Origin of the sequence: Aquirufa sp. (assembly GCF_044377215.1) — a bacterium.
GTDB lineage: Bacteria > Bacteroidota > Bacteroidia > Cytophagales > Spirosomataceae > Aquirufa.
Map to the genome: position 1 here is coordinate 12,754 of NZ_JBILJM010000032.1, position 15,083 is coordinate 27,836.

The 15,083-nt window shown below is 41.2% G+C and carries 10 protein-coding genes; 4 read left to right on the forward strand and 6 right to left on the reverse strand.

The window, feature by feature from the left end; all coding sequences use genetic code 11:
• Position 1: 1 nt before the first annotated feature.
• Positions 2-2,377, reverse strand: a complete 2,376-nt coding sequence (locus ACIQ6T_RS09370) for a TonB-dependent receptor domain-containing protein (protein ID WP_395785739.1) — start codon at positions 2,375-2,377, stop codon at positions 2-4.
• A gap of 148 nt (positions 2,378-2,525) precedes the next feature.
• Here ACIQ6T_RS09370 and ACIQ6T_RS09375 point away from each other — a divergent pair, with 148 nt between their 5' ends.
• Positions 2,526-2,744 (forward strand): helix-turn-helix domain-containing protein, encoded by a 219-nt coding sequence (locus tag ACIQ6T_RS09375; protein ID WP_395785741.1) that lies wholly within the window; start codon positions 2,526-2,528, stop codon positions 2,742-2,744.
• Positions 2,745-2,747: 3 nt separating this feature from the next.
• On the forward strand, positions 2,748-4,649 hold the full coding sequence (nagB, locus tag ACIQ6T_RS09380; RefSeq protein WP_395785743.1) for a glucosamine-6-phosphate deaminase: 1,902 nt from the start codon (positions 2,748-2,750) through the stop codon (positions 4,647-4,649).
• On the opposite strand, the gene ACIQ6T_RS09385 is transcribed toward nagB, so the two are convergent.
• The 5 genes from ACIQ6T_RS09385 to ACIQ6T_RS09405 form a co-directional block, all read right to left on the reverse strand.
• On the reverse strand, positions 4,646-7,567 hold the full coding sequence (locus ACIQ6T_RS09385; RefSeq protein ID WP_395785745.1) for an FAD-binding and (Fe-S)-binding domain-containing protein: 2,922 nt from the start codon (positions 7,565-7,567) through the stop codon (positions 4,646-4,648). The genes nagB and ACIQ6T_RS09385 overlap by 4 nt on opposite strands.
• A 12-nt stretch (positions 7,568-7,579) precedes the next feature.
• Positions 7,580-8,197, reverse strand: a complete 618-nt coding sequence (locus ACIQ6T_RS09390) for a lysoplasmalogenase (protein WP_395785747.1) — start codon at positions 8,195-8,197, stop codon at positions 7,580-7,582.
• Between the two features lies 1 nt (position 8,198).
• A complete protein-coding gene (locus ACIQ6T_RS09395; RefSeq protein ID WP_395785749.1) occupies positions 8,199-9,155 on the reverse strand; it encodes a glycosyltransferase family 2 protein in 957 nt (318 codons plus the stop codon).
• A 3-nt stretch (positions 9,156-9,158) separates the two neighbouring features.
• Positions 9,159-10,748, reverse strand: a complete 1,590-nt coding sequence (locus ACIQ6T_RS09400) for a glycosyltransferase family 39 protein (RefSeq protein ID WP_395785751.1) — start codon at positions 10,746-10,748, stop codon at positions 9,159-9,161.
• Positions 10,749-10,829: 81 nt separating this feature from the next.
• Positions 10,830-13,277, reverse strand: a complete 2,448-nt coding sequence (locus tag ACIQ6T_RS09405; RefSeq protein WP_395785753.1) for a ribonucleoside-diphosphate reductase subunit alpha — start codon at positions 13,275-13,277, stop codon at positions 10,830-10,832.
• 519 nt (positions 13,278-13,796) lie between these two features.
• Here ACIQ6T_RS09405 and ACIQ6T_RS09410 point away from each other — a divergent pair.
• The gene (locus ACIQ6T_RS09410; protein ID WP_395785755.1) at positions 13,797-14,039 is read left to right on the forward strand and encodes a type B 50S ribosomal protein L31; all 243 of its coding nucleotides are present in this window, start codon (positions 13,797-13,799) and stop codon (positions 14,037-14,039) included.
• Between the two features lie 69 nt (positions 14,040-14,108).
• A partial coding sequence (locus ACIQ6T_RS09415; protein ID WP_395785757.1) for a hypothetical protein occupies positions 14,109-15,083 on the forward strand: 975 nt, incomplete at its 3' end.

The window sequence follows — 15,083 nt, forward strand, 5'->3', positions numbered from 1 at the left end:
CTTAAAACGTAAAATTATAGGTGACAGCCGGAACAAATGATCCAATGATGGACAACTGAACAGCTTCTGTTTTCAAGGTATTTGTGTCATTAGGCTGCGTATAAATTGAAAAAGGATTTCTTTTGTTATACACATTATACACTGAAAAAACCCATTCGGAGGAACCTTTGCCAAATAAGGCTTTTTTGTTTTTCTTAGTTGCTGAAAAATCCAATCGGTGGTAATCTGGAACCCGAATATTACCGCGCGTACCCGGCAGCGTTTGCGGATAAGCAATTCCCTCATAAATGTATTTCTGTGAAGGAATTGAATAAGGCACACCCGTTATATAGGCAAAATTGGCACCAAAAGACCATTTGGGCGACAACGTATACTGTCCCACAACATTCAATGTATGCGTACGGTCATAGCGATTCACATACCATTCATTGTTGTTCAATCCTTCTATTAAACGCTCTGATTTAGCCAACGTATAACTGACCCAACCCGTTAGCTTACCGACATTCTTTTTCACATAGAACTCAGCTCCATAAGCGCGACCTTTTCCAAAAAGTAAATCTTTTTCAAACAGCGGATTCAAAAACAAATTCGCACGATCTGCGTAGTCAATCTGATTTTGCATTTCCTTATAATATACCTCAACCGAAGTCTCATAATCATTGCCGCTTTCTCCTAGATTCTTGAACAAGCCTAAGGCTACTTGATCCGCAATTTGAGGTTTTATGTTATTCGTTGACGAAGTCCAAACATCCAAAGGTGTAGATGCAGCCGTATTAGACATTAAATGCACATATTGCGCCAAGCGATTATAGGAGGCCTTGAAAGAAGAATTATCCCCCACTTTCAAGTTCATCGCAAAACGCGGCTCCCAATTTCCATAATTCGCCACTGAGGCAGTTGGCGCAATCTGAATAGGCTTCAACGTAAATGAAGTTGGATTCTCAATACTAGCAGGCACTGAAATTCGCTCATAATATACGCCATCATCGCTTCGGTAATCATAATTTGAATAGCGAATGCCGTATTGAACGGAAAGGCGAGGACTCAATCTCCATTCATCTCCAACATAAGCAGATAATTCCACACCACTTTTATTTGACTGACCAAACTCACGTCTATCCCCATTCGATGAAGCAACCGCTTTGCCTGGAGAAAATTGATATGTCAAAACCTGTGCCCCAAACGTTAAGGTATTATCTGGCGTTAGGTAATACGTGAAGTCAGGTTTGAAACTTAAGTTCTCAATATTCGAAGTCCAGCGAAATGCATCCGATGGACGCTTATTTTTTAAATCTGAATCCAATAAATAATCATAATTACTATAGAAAGCAGTTGCATTTAAGAACAGCTTATTCGAGAAGACGTGGTTCCAACGCGCCGAAATTGTGCTATTACCCCAATTGAATCCAAAGCCAGTGCCAAAAACATCCCTTCCAAAATAACCCGATAGAAACACCGTATTCTTTGAATTAATGTTGTAATTCACTTTGGCGGTTAAGTCATAAAAATTAAACGCCGCATCTGCATTGTTTCCAGTTAAAAACGGTTTAGCCAAAACATCGATATAGGAACGTCTCGCAGCCACGATAAATGAAGCCTTATCTTTAATCAACGGAGCCTCAATTGAAATTCGAGAAAAAATAACCCCTATTCCCCCATTTACCTCGAGTTTTTTGGCATTACCCTCCTTCATTTTAACATCTAAAATGGATGAAACGCGACCACCATACTGAGACGGAATACCTCCTTTAAACAACTTCACATCCTTAACTGCATCCGGATTAAATACGGAGAAAAAACCAAATAAATGAGAGGAATTATATACGGGAGCATCATCGAGTAAAACTAAGTTTTGATCCACCCCACCACCGCGCACGTTAAAGCCAGAAGCTCCTTCGCCTACGGTAGATACACCAGGAAGTAGTTGAATGGCACGAACTAAGTCAACCTCACCCAATAAAGCAGGAATTTTCCGAATGGTTTTGATGTCAATTTTATTCACTGACATTTCAATACCCTTGACATTCTCGTCCAAGGCATTCGCTAAAACTCGGACCTCAGCTAATTCGCTTGAAGCAGGAACTAATTCAATATTTAAGGTTTGATTCTTGGAGGAAAAAGTAACTTTTCGCTCTTCCTTCACATACCCAGACGAAGAAAAAACTAAGGTAAAATCACCCGGCTGCACCGACAAACTAAAGAAACCATACGTATTAGTTACGTTACCCGTCTTTAGTTCCTTAATATAAATGCTCGCTCCGATGATACCTTCACCACTTGTGGCATCTTTAATATAACCACTCAGCGTTGCCTTTTGGGCAAACGAGGTAAATCCGAAAAATAAAAACGTGAAAACAATAAAGTGGCGTGCCGACATACATATTTAAATAAACCGCAAAGATAACGCCAAAAACACGGATTTGTTTTATTTGCTAATTTTTTAAGTATATCGGTAACATAATTCCGTTATGTATTTTAAATTAGATTTTTTTGTAATTTGCGTTTACTAGCCAATAAACCTACGCATGGACCTGAAAATTTTTGGAAAAATCATACGCGAAAAAAGAAACAACCTCAATCTAAGGCAAGAAGAGTTAAGTGAAAAAAGTGGTGTAGCCATCAAAACAATCCATTCCATTGAACTTGGAAAAGGAAACCCTGCCATTAAAACCATTTTACGTCTATTTAATATACTCGAACTCGACTTCATCGTCGTATCAGCTAAAACAACTGAAAATCAATAAATTATGGAACAAGCCATTAGTTTCGAACGGGTACCTACCCACATTTACGGTGACTCAGAAAAAGCCTCCAAGGCTGTCGCACATGAAATCGGCGCACTGATTAGACAGCACAATCAGGAGAAAAAACCTACTGTACTGGGATTGGCCACTGGATCTTCTCCCAAGAAAGTCTATCAGGAATTAATTCGTCTCCATAAAGAGGAAGGTTTAAGTTTCAAGAACGTGCACACCTTTAATTTGGACGAATACTATCCGATGGAACCAGATTCCGTACAAAGTTATACCCGCTTTATGAAAGAGCAATTGTTTGATCACGTGGATATACCGGTAACAAATTACCATATTCCTGACGGGACACTTGCCTACGATAAAATTCCAGAGTTTTGTAGAGACTACGAGGAAAAAATCGAGAAACTAGGCGGGTTTGATTTCTATTTATTAGGTATTGGACGCAACGGACACATTGGTTTCAATGAACCAGGCTCCATCATTACCTCTAAAACTCGTTTAATGACGCTCGACATCCTAACGAAAATCGATGCCGCGATTGACTTTGGTGGATTAGAAAAAGTGCCCAAAAAAGCTATCACGCTTGGAATCGACAAAATCATGCATGCCAAACGTATCGTTTTGCTCGCATGGGGAGAGCATAAAGCGGAAAGCGTTGCTCGGGCTGTTGAAGGACCTGTTACCTCCGAAATCCCCGCTTCCTATTTACAGCAACATCCAAACACAACCTTCATTTTAGACGAAACGGCTGCCTCTTTATTGACACGAATTAAAACACCATGGGTCGTTGATTCTGTTACTTGGGATCGCAACATGATTAAAAAAGCCGTAACACACTTATCGTTAACGTTGAACAAACCCGTTCTTAAACTAACCACGAAGGATTATAATGAGCACGGAATGTCAGAACTTTTATCCCTTTACGGTCAGTCACACGAAATCAATATTGAAGTATTCAATTACTTGCAGCATACGATAACTGGTTGGCCCGGTGGAAAACCGAATGCAGACGATACCCATCGTCCAGAGCGCGCTTTTCCTGCGCGTAAAAAAGTAATCATTTTTAGCCCGCACCCGGATGATGACATCATTTCCATGGGTGGTACTTTTCAGCGTTTGCACGACCAAGGGCACGATGTTCATGTCGTTTATCAGACATCGGGAAACATCGCGGTGGCGGATGATGAGGCGCTCCGATTTGCTGAATTTGTGATAGATTTCAACGAAAAATTCGAAAGCAGCAATGCGAAGACAAATAAGATCTACAAGGAATCCGTTAAGTTTCTCAAAGGAAAACGTGACTCCGAAGTAGACATTGAATCCGTTCGCGAGATCAAAGGTCTCATTCGTCAAGGGGAAGCAAAAAATACCTGTCGCTTCGTAGGCATAAAAAGAGAGAATGCACATTTCTTAAATATGCCATTCTACGAAACCGGGACTATCCGTAAAAAGCCTTTGACCGAACCTGACATCCAGTTAATCATGGACATCATCGAGGAGATTCAGCCACACCAAATTTACGCAGCCGGCGATTTGGCAGATCCACACGGAACACACAAGGTATGTTTAGACGCAATTTTCGAAGCAATTACCCGCTTGAAACACCGGGAATACATGAAAAATTGTTGGGTTTGGCTTTACAAAGGAGCCTGGGCAGAATGGGATATCGACCAAATTGAAATGGCCGTACCTATGTCACCTGATCAAGTTTTCAAGAAACGTATGGGAATTTTTAAACATCAATCCCAAAAAGATGGAGTAGTTTTCCAAGGAGAAGATTCACGCGAATTTTGGCAACGTGCCGAAGAACGTAACCGGGGCACCGCAGAACTGTATAATAAATTAGGCCTCGCAGAATACGAAGCCATGGAGGCCTTTGTTCGTTGGCGTTTTTAAGCCAGCGCCTCAAATAATATCTCGGCGGTATGCTTCGCGTGGCGTTGCGTACCGTCGTGAATTTGATGTCGGCAACTTGTCCCAGACGCCACAATTTCAACCTCTGGCCCTTGCGCACGCACCGTTGGGAACAATACTAATTCCCCAATTTGCATCGACAAATCATAGTGCTCTTTCTCATATCCAAACGAACCTGCCATTCCACAACATCCCGAAGGGATCAATTGGACCTCAAAATTTGCCGGTAATGACAAGGCTTTTTTGGCAGCAACTAAGGAACTCATGGATTTTTGTTGGCAATGTCCATGCAACTTCAACAACCGCTTATCTCCCTTAAATAAAGTTTTATCAATCCGCTTCGCATCTGCTTCACGTGCAATAAACTCCTCTAATAAAAGTACATTTTTACTTAAATTGTTCGCTTTTTCCAACCACGCATCCGAAACTAAATCCGGATATTCATCTCGGAAGGTTAAAATTGCCGATGGCTCAATGCCTACCAACGGAATGTCTGCCGTAACAAGTGCCGACCATAACTCCACATTCGCCTGAGCCAATTTACGTGCCTCATCGAGCATGCCTTTCGACAAGAACGAGCGACCCGAAATCGGATGCGCCATCGTGCGGACTTCATAGCCTAAAGCTTCTAGCAATAGTACTGCTTTCCGCCCCACTTCCGCATCGTTGTAGTTCGTGAACTCATCTACAAACAAATAAACAGCCTTATTAGAATCGATTGATTTACGACCTTTCAGCCAAGACCAAAGCGTTTGCTTGGCCAATAAGGGCATGGTGCGATCCGGATGGAAGCCCACTAAACGATTCGAGATACGACGTAAAAATGGCGTACCCATCACCGCATTATAAAGTGAAGGAACATATGACGCTAAGGAAGAAATGGTCGCAAAATGGCCAACTAGCCAGCTGCGCAAAGGCGTGCCATTTTCTTTTTGATACTGGTAGAGAAATTCCATTTTCAGCTTGGCCACATCGACATTCGATGGACACTCCGCTTTACATCCCTTACAGGCTAAACACAAATCCATTACCTCTTTAATCTCCTGGTGATTAAAGCGATTAGGCTGCGAAGAGTGCGTTAAAAATTCACGAAGAATATTTGCCCGAGCACGCGTGGTCTCTTTTTCATTTCGTGTCGCCATGAACGATGGGCACATGGTACCCCCAGAAACAGGCGTTTTCCGGCAGTCACCTGATCCATTACACTGCTCTGCATGTTGCAAAACATCTTGATCTTTATATCGAAATGCAGTTGTAAACTCCGGGGTTTGTTGGCCAGCTTCATACCGCAAAAACGTATCCATCGGTGGCGTATCCACAATCTTGTTGGGATTAAATATCCCTTTCGGATCCCACCATGATTTCAACTCGCGCATCAACTGGTAATTCGCCTCACCCACCATCCACGGGATAAATTCCCCACGTAAACGACCATCTCCATGTTCACCTGAAAGCGAACCTTGATATTTTTTAACCAAACGCGCAATCTCTTCCGCGATATGGCGAAACTGTTTGTGGCCTTCTTCTGTCTTTAAATTAATGATTGGGCGCAAGTGTAATTCGCCTGAACCTGCATGTGCATAGTGCACACAGTATAAATTATTGGCCGTTAAAATCTCATTAAATTCGGCAATAAATGCCGGTAAATCATTTACATCGACGGCTGTATCTTCAATAACGGCAACCGCTTTTTCATCCCCTGGAAGATTAGAAAGTAAGCCTAAACCTGCCTTACGTAAATCCCATACCTTCTTCACATCACCTCCCGTAACATAGGGAAAATGATATCCCAAATCAGCCGCACGCATTGCTTGCTCAACTTGTTGAGCTTGTTTAGCTAAACTTTCAGCGTCGTCCGCACGTAGTTCAACAACTAATATGGCCCCGGGATCTCCCTCAACAAAGAACCGATTTTGACTTTGCTCGGCATTCGCTTTGGTACATTCTAAAATATAATGATCCATTAATTCCGAAGCGGACGGATTGAATTTCAATGCAATCAAGTTAGCTCGCAACGCCTCATCAATCGAATTAAAATGCGCGCAAACCAAACCCAAATGAGCCGGAGGCAATGGATCCACATGTAGTTTAATTCGCGTGGCAAAACACAGTGTACCTTCGGATCCAGCTAATAAATTACAAAAATTAAATGCAGGCTTATCGGCAATAAATGCATTGGAATTCAATAACATATCCACGGCATAACCCGTATTCCGGCGCTTAATACTTGGCTTTGGAAATTCTGATTGGATATTTTGTTGATTCGTTGGGTTACTCAACGCAGCTAACGTCTGCGTATATATCGTATGTAAACGACTCCCTTCCTTCAATTGCTTCACCGTTTCAAACGGATCTTCTGCATCAAAAGTAACGAAAGTGCCATCGGACAAATAACCTTCCACCGCGAGTACATGATCACGCGTAGATCCATAAACAACTGAATTAGATCCACAGGAGTTATTTCCCAACATCCCTCCCATCATCGCGCGATTCGCGGTAGATGTTTCAGGGCCAAAAAATAAGCCATGCTTTTTCAACTCCACATTCAACACATCGCGCACGACACCGGGCTCTACCCAAACATAGGATTCCTCCTTATTTACTTCCAGAATGCGATCGAAAAATTTTGAGACGTCTACGACTAATCCGGCACCCACTACCTGACCGGCTAATGACGTACCTGCCGTCCGGGGAATCAAGGGAATTTGATGTGTATCCGCAAACAAAATAAGGGTTTGAATATCTGCTTGGGTTTCAGGAATCGCAACACCAAGCGGCATTTCACGATAAGCTGATGCATCCGTCGCGTACAAGGTCCGCATAACGGTATCCGTAAAGAGACTCCCTTGTAATTTTTCTGATAATTCTGCTAAAACAGATGCAACTTCCTGCTTGATCATAAGAACCCCGAATTAATTCGTAAGCTGCAATTTACGCAAACGCGTGATGAGTAACAATTGTGCCAGTATATACGTACTCATGACCCAGAATGAATTCCCCGGAATAGGATAATAAAACTTGCCTAAAGCCAATAAACTGTCAGAAATTACAAATAATAATGCACCCCAAAAGATCAACTTATCACTCAATTTGACACCAAAATACAACATGGCCCCAAGTGCAACCGCATACACAACCACGGGAATACGTAAACCTTCAGCCAAATGTGGCCACAAGAATTGAAGTAAAGTCACCACATAGACCATAATAGCACCTAATGACCAGTGCCATATTTCTCTAGACCGGAGATGAAACAAGCGGATATACGCAATTTGCATCAGTAAAAAACTACCTAAGCCTAACTGGAAAAACAAGGGATTATCACCCGGGATAAGTAAAAAAACATCGCCCAACCAGGCAAAAAACAGAACAACCAATAATGATTTAGATTCTAAACCCACATACCCAGCCAAGAGTAGCATCAGTAAGGGTTTGGTCGCGTAGCGTAAATCAGGAAATACCCAAGGTGCCAAAAGCTCGAGGACTGCATCCACATAAAATAAGCGTAAACACAAGTCCGATAACCGCATCTTATTCATCTAGGTATTTGCCTGCACAAATTTCTTTTTCGATAATGAAGTTAGGCCGACTCTTTGACTGAAAGAAAATACGCAAAATATACTCTCCAAGTACCCCAATTGCCATTAATTGAATTCCACCAAACAAGATAATCACAAAAAGCAAAGCTGTAAAACCTTCAATAACCTGATCAAAAAACATTTTTTTCACCACAACGAAAATCAAATAAATCACCGAAGAAACAATCGCGAACCCTCCTAAAGAGGTTACAAACTTGATGGGAAATTCACTGAAATTATAGATGCCATTTAAAGCGAGCTGTACTAATTTACTGAATGAATATTTGGAATCTCCCGAAGCCCGCTCTTGCCGGTCATAGGCTATACCAATTTGCTTAAAGCCAATCCAGGTACGCATTCCACGGATAAAACGGCTCTCCTCAGGCATTTTATTGAGGACATTCACAACGCGCCGACTCATAAACGAGAAATCGCCACTGTCCAACGGAATGTCTATGTTGGCAATTTTCTTCAAAATTCGATAAAAAATAAAATAAGCAAAACGCTTATAAAACACCTCTTTCCGTTTCTCACGAACAGCATAAACAACATCATATCCCTCTTGAAATTTGGCATAAAACGTATCTAATAATTCAGGTGGATCTTGCAAATCCCCATCCAATACAAATACCCCTTCAGACCCCCGAGCAACCGAAAGTCCTGCCGTAAGGGCCAGTTGGTGACCATGATTACGCGACAACAAAACAACATGGAAACGTGGATCACTTAAGGCTAATTGCTGTAACATGGTGCGGGAGTTATCCCGACTGCCATCATCGATTAACACAGCCTCCAAGGTTATGGTTGATTGATCCATGATCTTCACAAGCCGGTCGGCCAACATCGGAAGATTACTTTCTTCGTTGTAGACAGGAATAACAAATGAAACTTGGGGCGTCGAATTGGGCATAAATTAATAGCGGTATTTACCTTGTTTAAAATCAAAAATCAGAACTTCTGTCCCATTTTTTCGCTTTAAAATTACGGAATCTTTTCGCAGCGTATCAATTCGTTGGATAAATTTATCTGAAGGCGATAAATACAAATTTACTAATTGCGCATCTGCGACATTGTAAGCTCCTCCTGCCAAATGCTTCGAATTCAAAAAATTAGTGACTTTCGATGGATAAAGTATCGTATCTCCTTCCGCATATTGGGCATGTAATTTATCAGCAATACGTATATAAGGATTCCCAATTCGCCCCACGGACGATGTGTATTTCTGAGGTTTGTCCTCATATAGTGGTAGAAATGCAAAAATTAAAAAATAGGCTTGAATAAAAACAAACAAGCCTGCTATAAATCGAATCCAAATGGGTTTTTGAAATACAAATTCCATAAAACCCACCGAGATGAAAATACCAAAGGGCAAACCAAACCCTGCATACCGGATAAAATACCCGGTAGTGGTACCCGCGTTTAGGGCCGTCGCAATCAATACACAAATAGGTAGCAAAATTTGAATCAAGCCGAAAATATAAAAACGACGTTTTTCAGGATTGAAATCTTTTAGCCAGGTATATATTCCATAACCGAATAAAACTAAAGCTACTCCACCGAAACGATAACCTTGTTTGGCATATAAATCATTTGTCCAAAAGAATAGATCGGACAAAATCATTACGGTGCGCTTAAGTAGATTACTAAAATTAGCGGCTTCGATCCAACCAGGAATCGGGCCGTTTACCTGTAAATATGCCAAATATTGCGCGCCAGCATCCGCTTGATAAGCTAAAAAATAACGCCCGGGCCCTAAGGTCATCCAGCCAAGAAAAGGAATGATAATTACGACTGCGCCTATACTTAGGCGCGTCCATATTTCCTTCGAACGTAAATTCAGGAGCGCATAAATTCCTTGCCCAACAAGCACCAGCGCGGTTAGATAGGTAGAAAAGAGTGCTAAAATACTCGTCAATATCCAACCCGTTAAATCTTTAGATTTGATCCCTTGCTCAGGTTTCGGGTGGATAAGTTTCCAGTAAAAGAAATTGGATGCCGTCGCAAAAAACATCGAAGTCGCATAATTACGGGCTTGTTGGCTATACACCACAAAAAACGGCTCAATCACCGCAAAAGCAAGCAACGCAATCTGCCAAGTGATTTTGGGATAGATTTTTCTTGACCAGAAAAACATGAGCCATACGGTCAACATGTTAAACAAGACGGATATACCTCGAACAGTTCCATCCCCTTTTCCGAAGAAAAATGCCACTATTTTAAGTAACAGGTCGTGAACTAGACTATTTCCACTGACGTCTCCACGGGCATCTACATCAAGCCATGCTTTTATCCCACGAGGTGCCCAAAAATCTGCTGGAGTAAATGTCTTTCCGGGTTGCATTAAGTCACTCATCCCGCCGATATTTATATTCCCCACGGCAATCATCATGCTTTGTTTCTCGTCGCCGAAAAGGCTGTAGGAACCAATGTGGTAAACCCTCAAAACGAATCCGAGAATCATCAGGCCAAAAAAAGCTGAAACAAGAATCGTTTTATTCCCCATGATTATGGTTAGGTGGTTAAACACAAAAATCACTTAACTAGGGCGCTAAGTGATTTTTGCTATTTTATTCAGTTGATTTTTTTATGATCCACATGCTTCACAAGCGTCTGGATTATCTAATGAACAGGTCATATCAGCTTTATTTTGATCATCATCTGTTGAGAACGAAGCCGCAGCCTGTGCCGCATGAGCCGCGTACTGCAACTCGGTTTCGTTCACTTCATTTGTTTGCTCAATGGAAACTTCAGCTTGTTTTTCAATTGTAAACTTGATTGCATCCGCAGCTGCTTTGGTACGTAAGTAATACATACCAGTCTTTAAGCCAAGTTTCCACGCGTGGAAGTGCATCGAAGTTAATTTTCCAAAATTGACATCCTGAATGTGAATATTCAAACTTTGTGATTGACAGATATAAGCGCCGCGGTCTGCAGCCATCTCCAAGATCGTTTTTTGCTTAATCTCCCAAACAGTCTTATAAAGCTCTTTTAAATTTTGAGGAATTTCTGGAATGCTTTGAACTGATCCATTTGCTGAAATCAATTTGTTTTTCATTGAATCATTCCAAAGATTTAACTTAATCAAATCTTTTAGTAAGTGCTTATTAACAATCGCAAATTCACCCGACAAAACACGACGTGCGTAGATGTTTGATGTATATGGCTCGAAACACTCGTTATTTCCAAGAATTTGACTTGTTGAGGCCGTTGGCATCGGAGCTACTAACAACGAGTTACGCACCCCATGCTCCACAACATCACGACGCAATGTTTCCCAATCCCAGTTTCCTGAACTTGGTGTTACATTCCACATATCGAATTGGAAAACACCCTTTGAGATAGGTGACCCTTCCCAAGTTGAGTATGGACCCTCTACTTTCGCTAATTCCATAGATGTTTCCATCGCAGCGTAATAGATTGTTTCAAAAATATCTTTATTTAATTGTTGCGCCTCCTCTGATTCAAACGGCATACGTAACATAATGAATACGTCTGCTAATCCTTGAACTCCTAAACCGATTGGGCGATGACGTAAGTTTGAATTACGCGCTTCTGGAACCGGGTAGTAGTTGACATCAATTACCTTATTCAAGTTGCGCGTCGCTACTTTTGTTACCTCGTAAAGACGCTTGTGATCAAATGCTGGTGTACCTTCTTCGGTCGTACGGATAAATTTAGGTAAAGCTAAGGAAGCTAAGTTACAAACTGCTACCTCATCTTTTGACGTATATTCCATGATCTCCGTACACAAGTTCGAAGATTTGATGGTTCCTAAATTCTTTTGATTAGACTTATTATTCGCGTGATCCTTGTACAACATGTACGGAGTACCTGTTTCCGTTTGCGACTCTAATACTTTAAACCAAAGCTCCTGCGCTTTCACAACAGAACGCGCTTTGCCTTCTAATTCATACTTGGTGTATAATGCCTCAAACTCGTCTCCATATACATCAGATAAACCTGGGCACTCATGTGGGCAGAAAAGAGACCACTCTTCGTTGCTCTCTACACGCTTCATAAATAAATCCGGAATCCAAAGTGCATAGAACAAATCACGCGCACGCATTTCTTCTTTCCCGTGGTTCTTTTTCAATTCCAAAAATTCGAATACATCCGCATGCCAAGGCTCTAAATAAATAGCAAATGAACCTTTACGCTTTCCACCACCCTGGTCTACATAACGTGCCGTATCATTAAATACGCGCAACATAGGAATAATACCATTGGAAGTTCCGTTGGTTCCCTTGATGTATGAGCCCGTTGCACGGATATTATGTATGCTTAAACCTATACCTCCTGCAGACTGTGAAATCTTGGCTGTTTGCTTCAATGTATCGTAGATTCCTTCGATGGAATCATCTTGCATTGTTAGCAAGAAACATGAAGACATTTGGGGCTTCGGAGTACCTGCATTAAACAAGGTTGGCGTTGCGTGAGTAAACCAGCGCTCCGACAATAAATTATAGGTCTCAATGGCAGCTGCAATGTCTTTGCCGTGAATACCTACAGCAACACGCATCAACATGTGTTGTGGGCGCTCAGCGATTGCACCTTCCAGTTTTAAAAGATACGATTTCTCCAATGTTTTGAAGCCGAAGTAATCATATCCGAAATCGCGGTCATAAATAATTGCTTCATCTAACTCAACCGCATTCTTCTTGATAATGTCGTAAATCTCTTTAGATAACAAGGCTGCGTTTTGTCCAGTCTTTGGATCAACGTATGTGAATAAACGTTTCATGGTCGCAGAAAACGACTTTAACGTATTCTTATGCAGATTTGATATTGCAATACGCGCTGCAAGAATGGCATAATCTGGGTGCTTTGTTGTCAAAGACGCCGCCGTTTCAGCTGCTAAATTATCCAATTCAGTCGTTTTTACCCCGTCATACAAACCCGAAATGACCTTTCGCGCAACCTCCAAAGGCTGAACGAAAAAGGGATCCAAGCTGTAGCAAAGCTTTTCAATTCTGGCTGTGATTTTGTCAAACTTGACAGATTCGCGACGACCGTCTCTTTTAATTACGTACATGTGTTTCTTATAAAATAATATTAAATAAATACTTCATTGGCCACCAACAAAACTAGGACAATAAAATTCCACCTGAGAAAAAAAATCTCTTTAAATCTAGTCAATTGAACTACTTCAATTTGACGTGTTGGCGGTTTTGTTTTATTGCTTTTGGTTTGCCAAAAATTGAATCATTTTTGGCTGCTTGGGCACTACGTAAAATTAGAAAAAATCACCTCCGCGTGCAAACTATTTTTTGGCTAAAAACAAAAATAAATAAGCCATATTTAAATTACCATATATAAGTATCGGCTAGTCAAATCATTACGCCCGATGCATCTTAGAAAAGTACTAGAAAAATATTTTTTACTTTTTTATTTACTCCCATGAAAACCAAAAACTGCAAAAATTTACTTATGAAAATATTTTGGTTTTAAAATCAAAAATGATAATTTTGCAACCCGATTAAAGAAGACTAATTCCCAAGAGTCTTTCACAGAACAAATAAACAGACGGCAGGGAATCGTCACGTATAAAGCCATGAAAAAAGACATACACCCAGAATACAAGCAAGTAGTATTCCACGATTTATCAGCTGATGATAAGTTTTTGACACGCTCTTGCGCACAAACAACTGAAACAACTGAATTTGAAGGTGCTACGTATCCGGTTTACAAACTAGAAGTTTCATCTCAATCACATCCATTCTACACAGGAAAGAATGTATTGTTAGACACAACGGGACGTGTAGACAAATTCAACAAGCGTTACGCAAAGAACTAATCCTTCTAAAAGTATAAAGAAAAGCCTCTTCCATTTTTTGGTCGAGGCTTTTTTCGTTTAATTTGCGGTATGTGGAATACGAGCCAACTAATCAATGATCCTCTAATTGTACAGCAATTGTTGCCGCTAACGTATACACGTGAGCTGAAAGACTTTTTGCTAGGCATCAGCACCATCGAATCAAAGTGGCAGGCTGTTGCTACGAAACTACCAATAGACTGTTGGATTCTTGGATCTTGTTTACCCACGCTCGAATTCGTAGAGTCGTTAGCAGAGCTTGAGCCAAACACATGCCTAATTTGGGAGGATCAATGGCTGGCATATCGATCCAATACCCCCCTAAATCCACGCATTTTACCCACAAAAAAGCTTGTAAAACAGCCTATTTTCATAGCCCACCCCGAAGACTTTCTGCAGGCCAACGACCACGCGCTACGAAACGAAATTCAACCCAATAACCGTTCGGTAACGGACTTTAAGGAATCCGGAACAACTTTAATTGCCCCCGAAAACTGTTACATAGACCCGAGTGCCACGCTAAACGGAAGCATACTAGACGCAAGTTTAGGTCCCATTTATATTGGCCAGGATGTTAACGTACAAATTGGGACACTTATCCAAGGACCTGCTGCCTTGTTAGCTGGATGCACAACTAATATTGGTGCAAAAATTCGCCCAAACACCACCATAGGTGAAAAATGTAAAGTTGGCGGCGAAATCAGTGCATCCATTATTTACCCATTTACCAATAAATCACATGATGGATTTTTAGGCAATTCCATACTCGGCTCCTACTGTAATTGGGGTGCCATGACCACCACGTCCAACGTACGAAATGACTTACAGAAAGTAAACGTATATGATTATACGAAAATGGGTATGCGTGCAACTACGATCAAATCATTCGGCGTGTACATGGGGGATTTTGTCACAACAGGTATTAGTACAAAAATTAATACGGGAACCGTAATTAGCTGCCACTGCAATATTAGCGGAACCGACTTTCTCCCTAAATTCATTCCTGCGTTTACTTGGGGTGAATTT

Bases quoted from the DNA above. Each gene is read 5' to 3' on its own strand.
- ACIQ6T_RS09405 (WP_395785753.1), bottom strand. From the start codon at position 13,277: ATGTACGTAATTAAAAGAGACGGTCGTCGCGAATCTGTCAAGTTTGAC.
- ACIQ6T_RS09370 (WP_395785739.1), bottom strand. From the start codon at position 2,377: ATGTCGGCACGCCACTTTATTGTTTTCACGTTTTTATTTTTCGGATTT.
- nagB (WP_395785743.1), top strand. From the start codon at position 2,748: ATGGAACAAGCCATTAGTTTCGAACGGGTACCTACCCACATTTACGGT.
- ACIQ6T_RS09385 (WP_395785745.1), bottom strand. From the start codon at position 7,567: ATGATCAAGCAGGAAGTTGCATCTGTTTTAGCAGAATTATCAGAAAAA.
- ACIQ6T_RS09400 (WP_395785751.1), bottom strand. From the start codon at position 10,748: ATGGGGAATAAAACGATTCTTGTTTCAGCTTTTTTTGGCCTGATGATT.
- ACIQ6T_RS09395 (WP_395785749.1), bottom strand. From the start codon at position 9,155: ATGCCCAATTCGACGCCCCAAGTTTCATTTGTTATTCCTGTCTACAAC.
- ACIQ6T_RS09390 (WP_395785747.1), bottom strand. From the start codon at position 8,197: ATGCGGTTATCGGACTTGTGTTTACGCTTATTTTATGTGGATGCAGTC.
- ACIQ6T_RS09375 (WP_395785741.1), top strand. From the start codon at position 2,526: ATGGACCTGAAAATTTTTGGAAAAATCATACGCGAAAAAAGAAACAAC.
- ACIQ6T_RS09410 (WP_395785755.1), top strand. From the start codon at position 13,797: ATGAAAAAAGACATACACCCAGAATACAAGCAAGTAGTATTCCACGAT.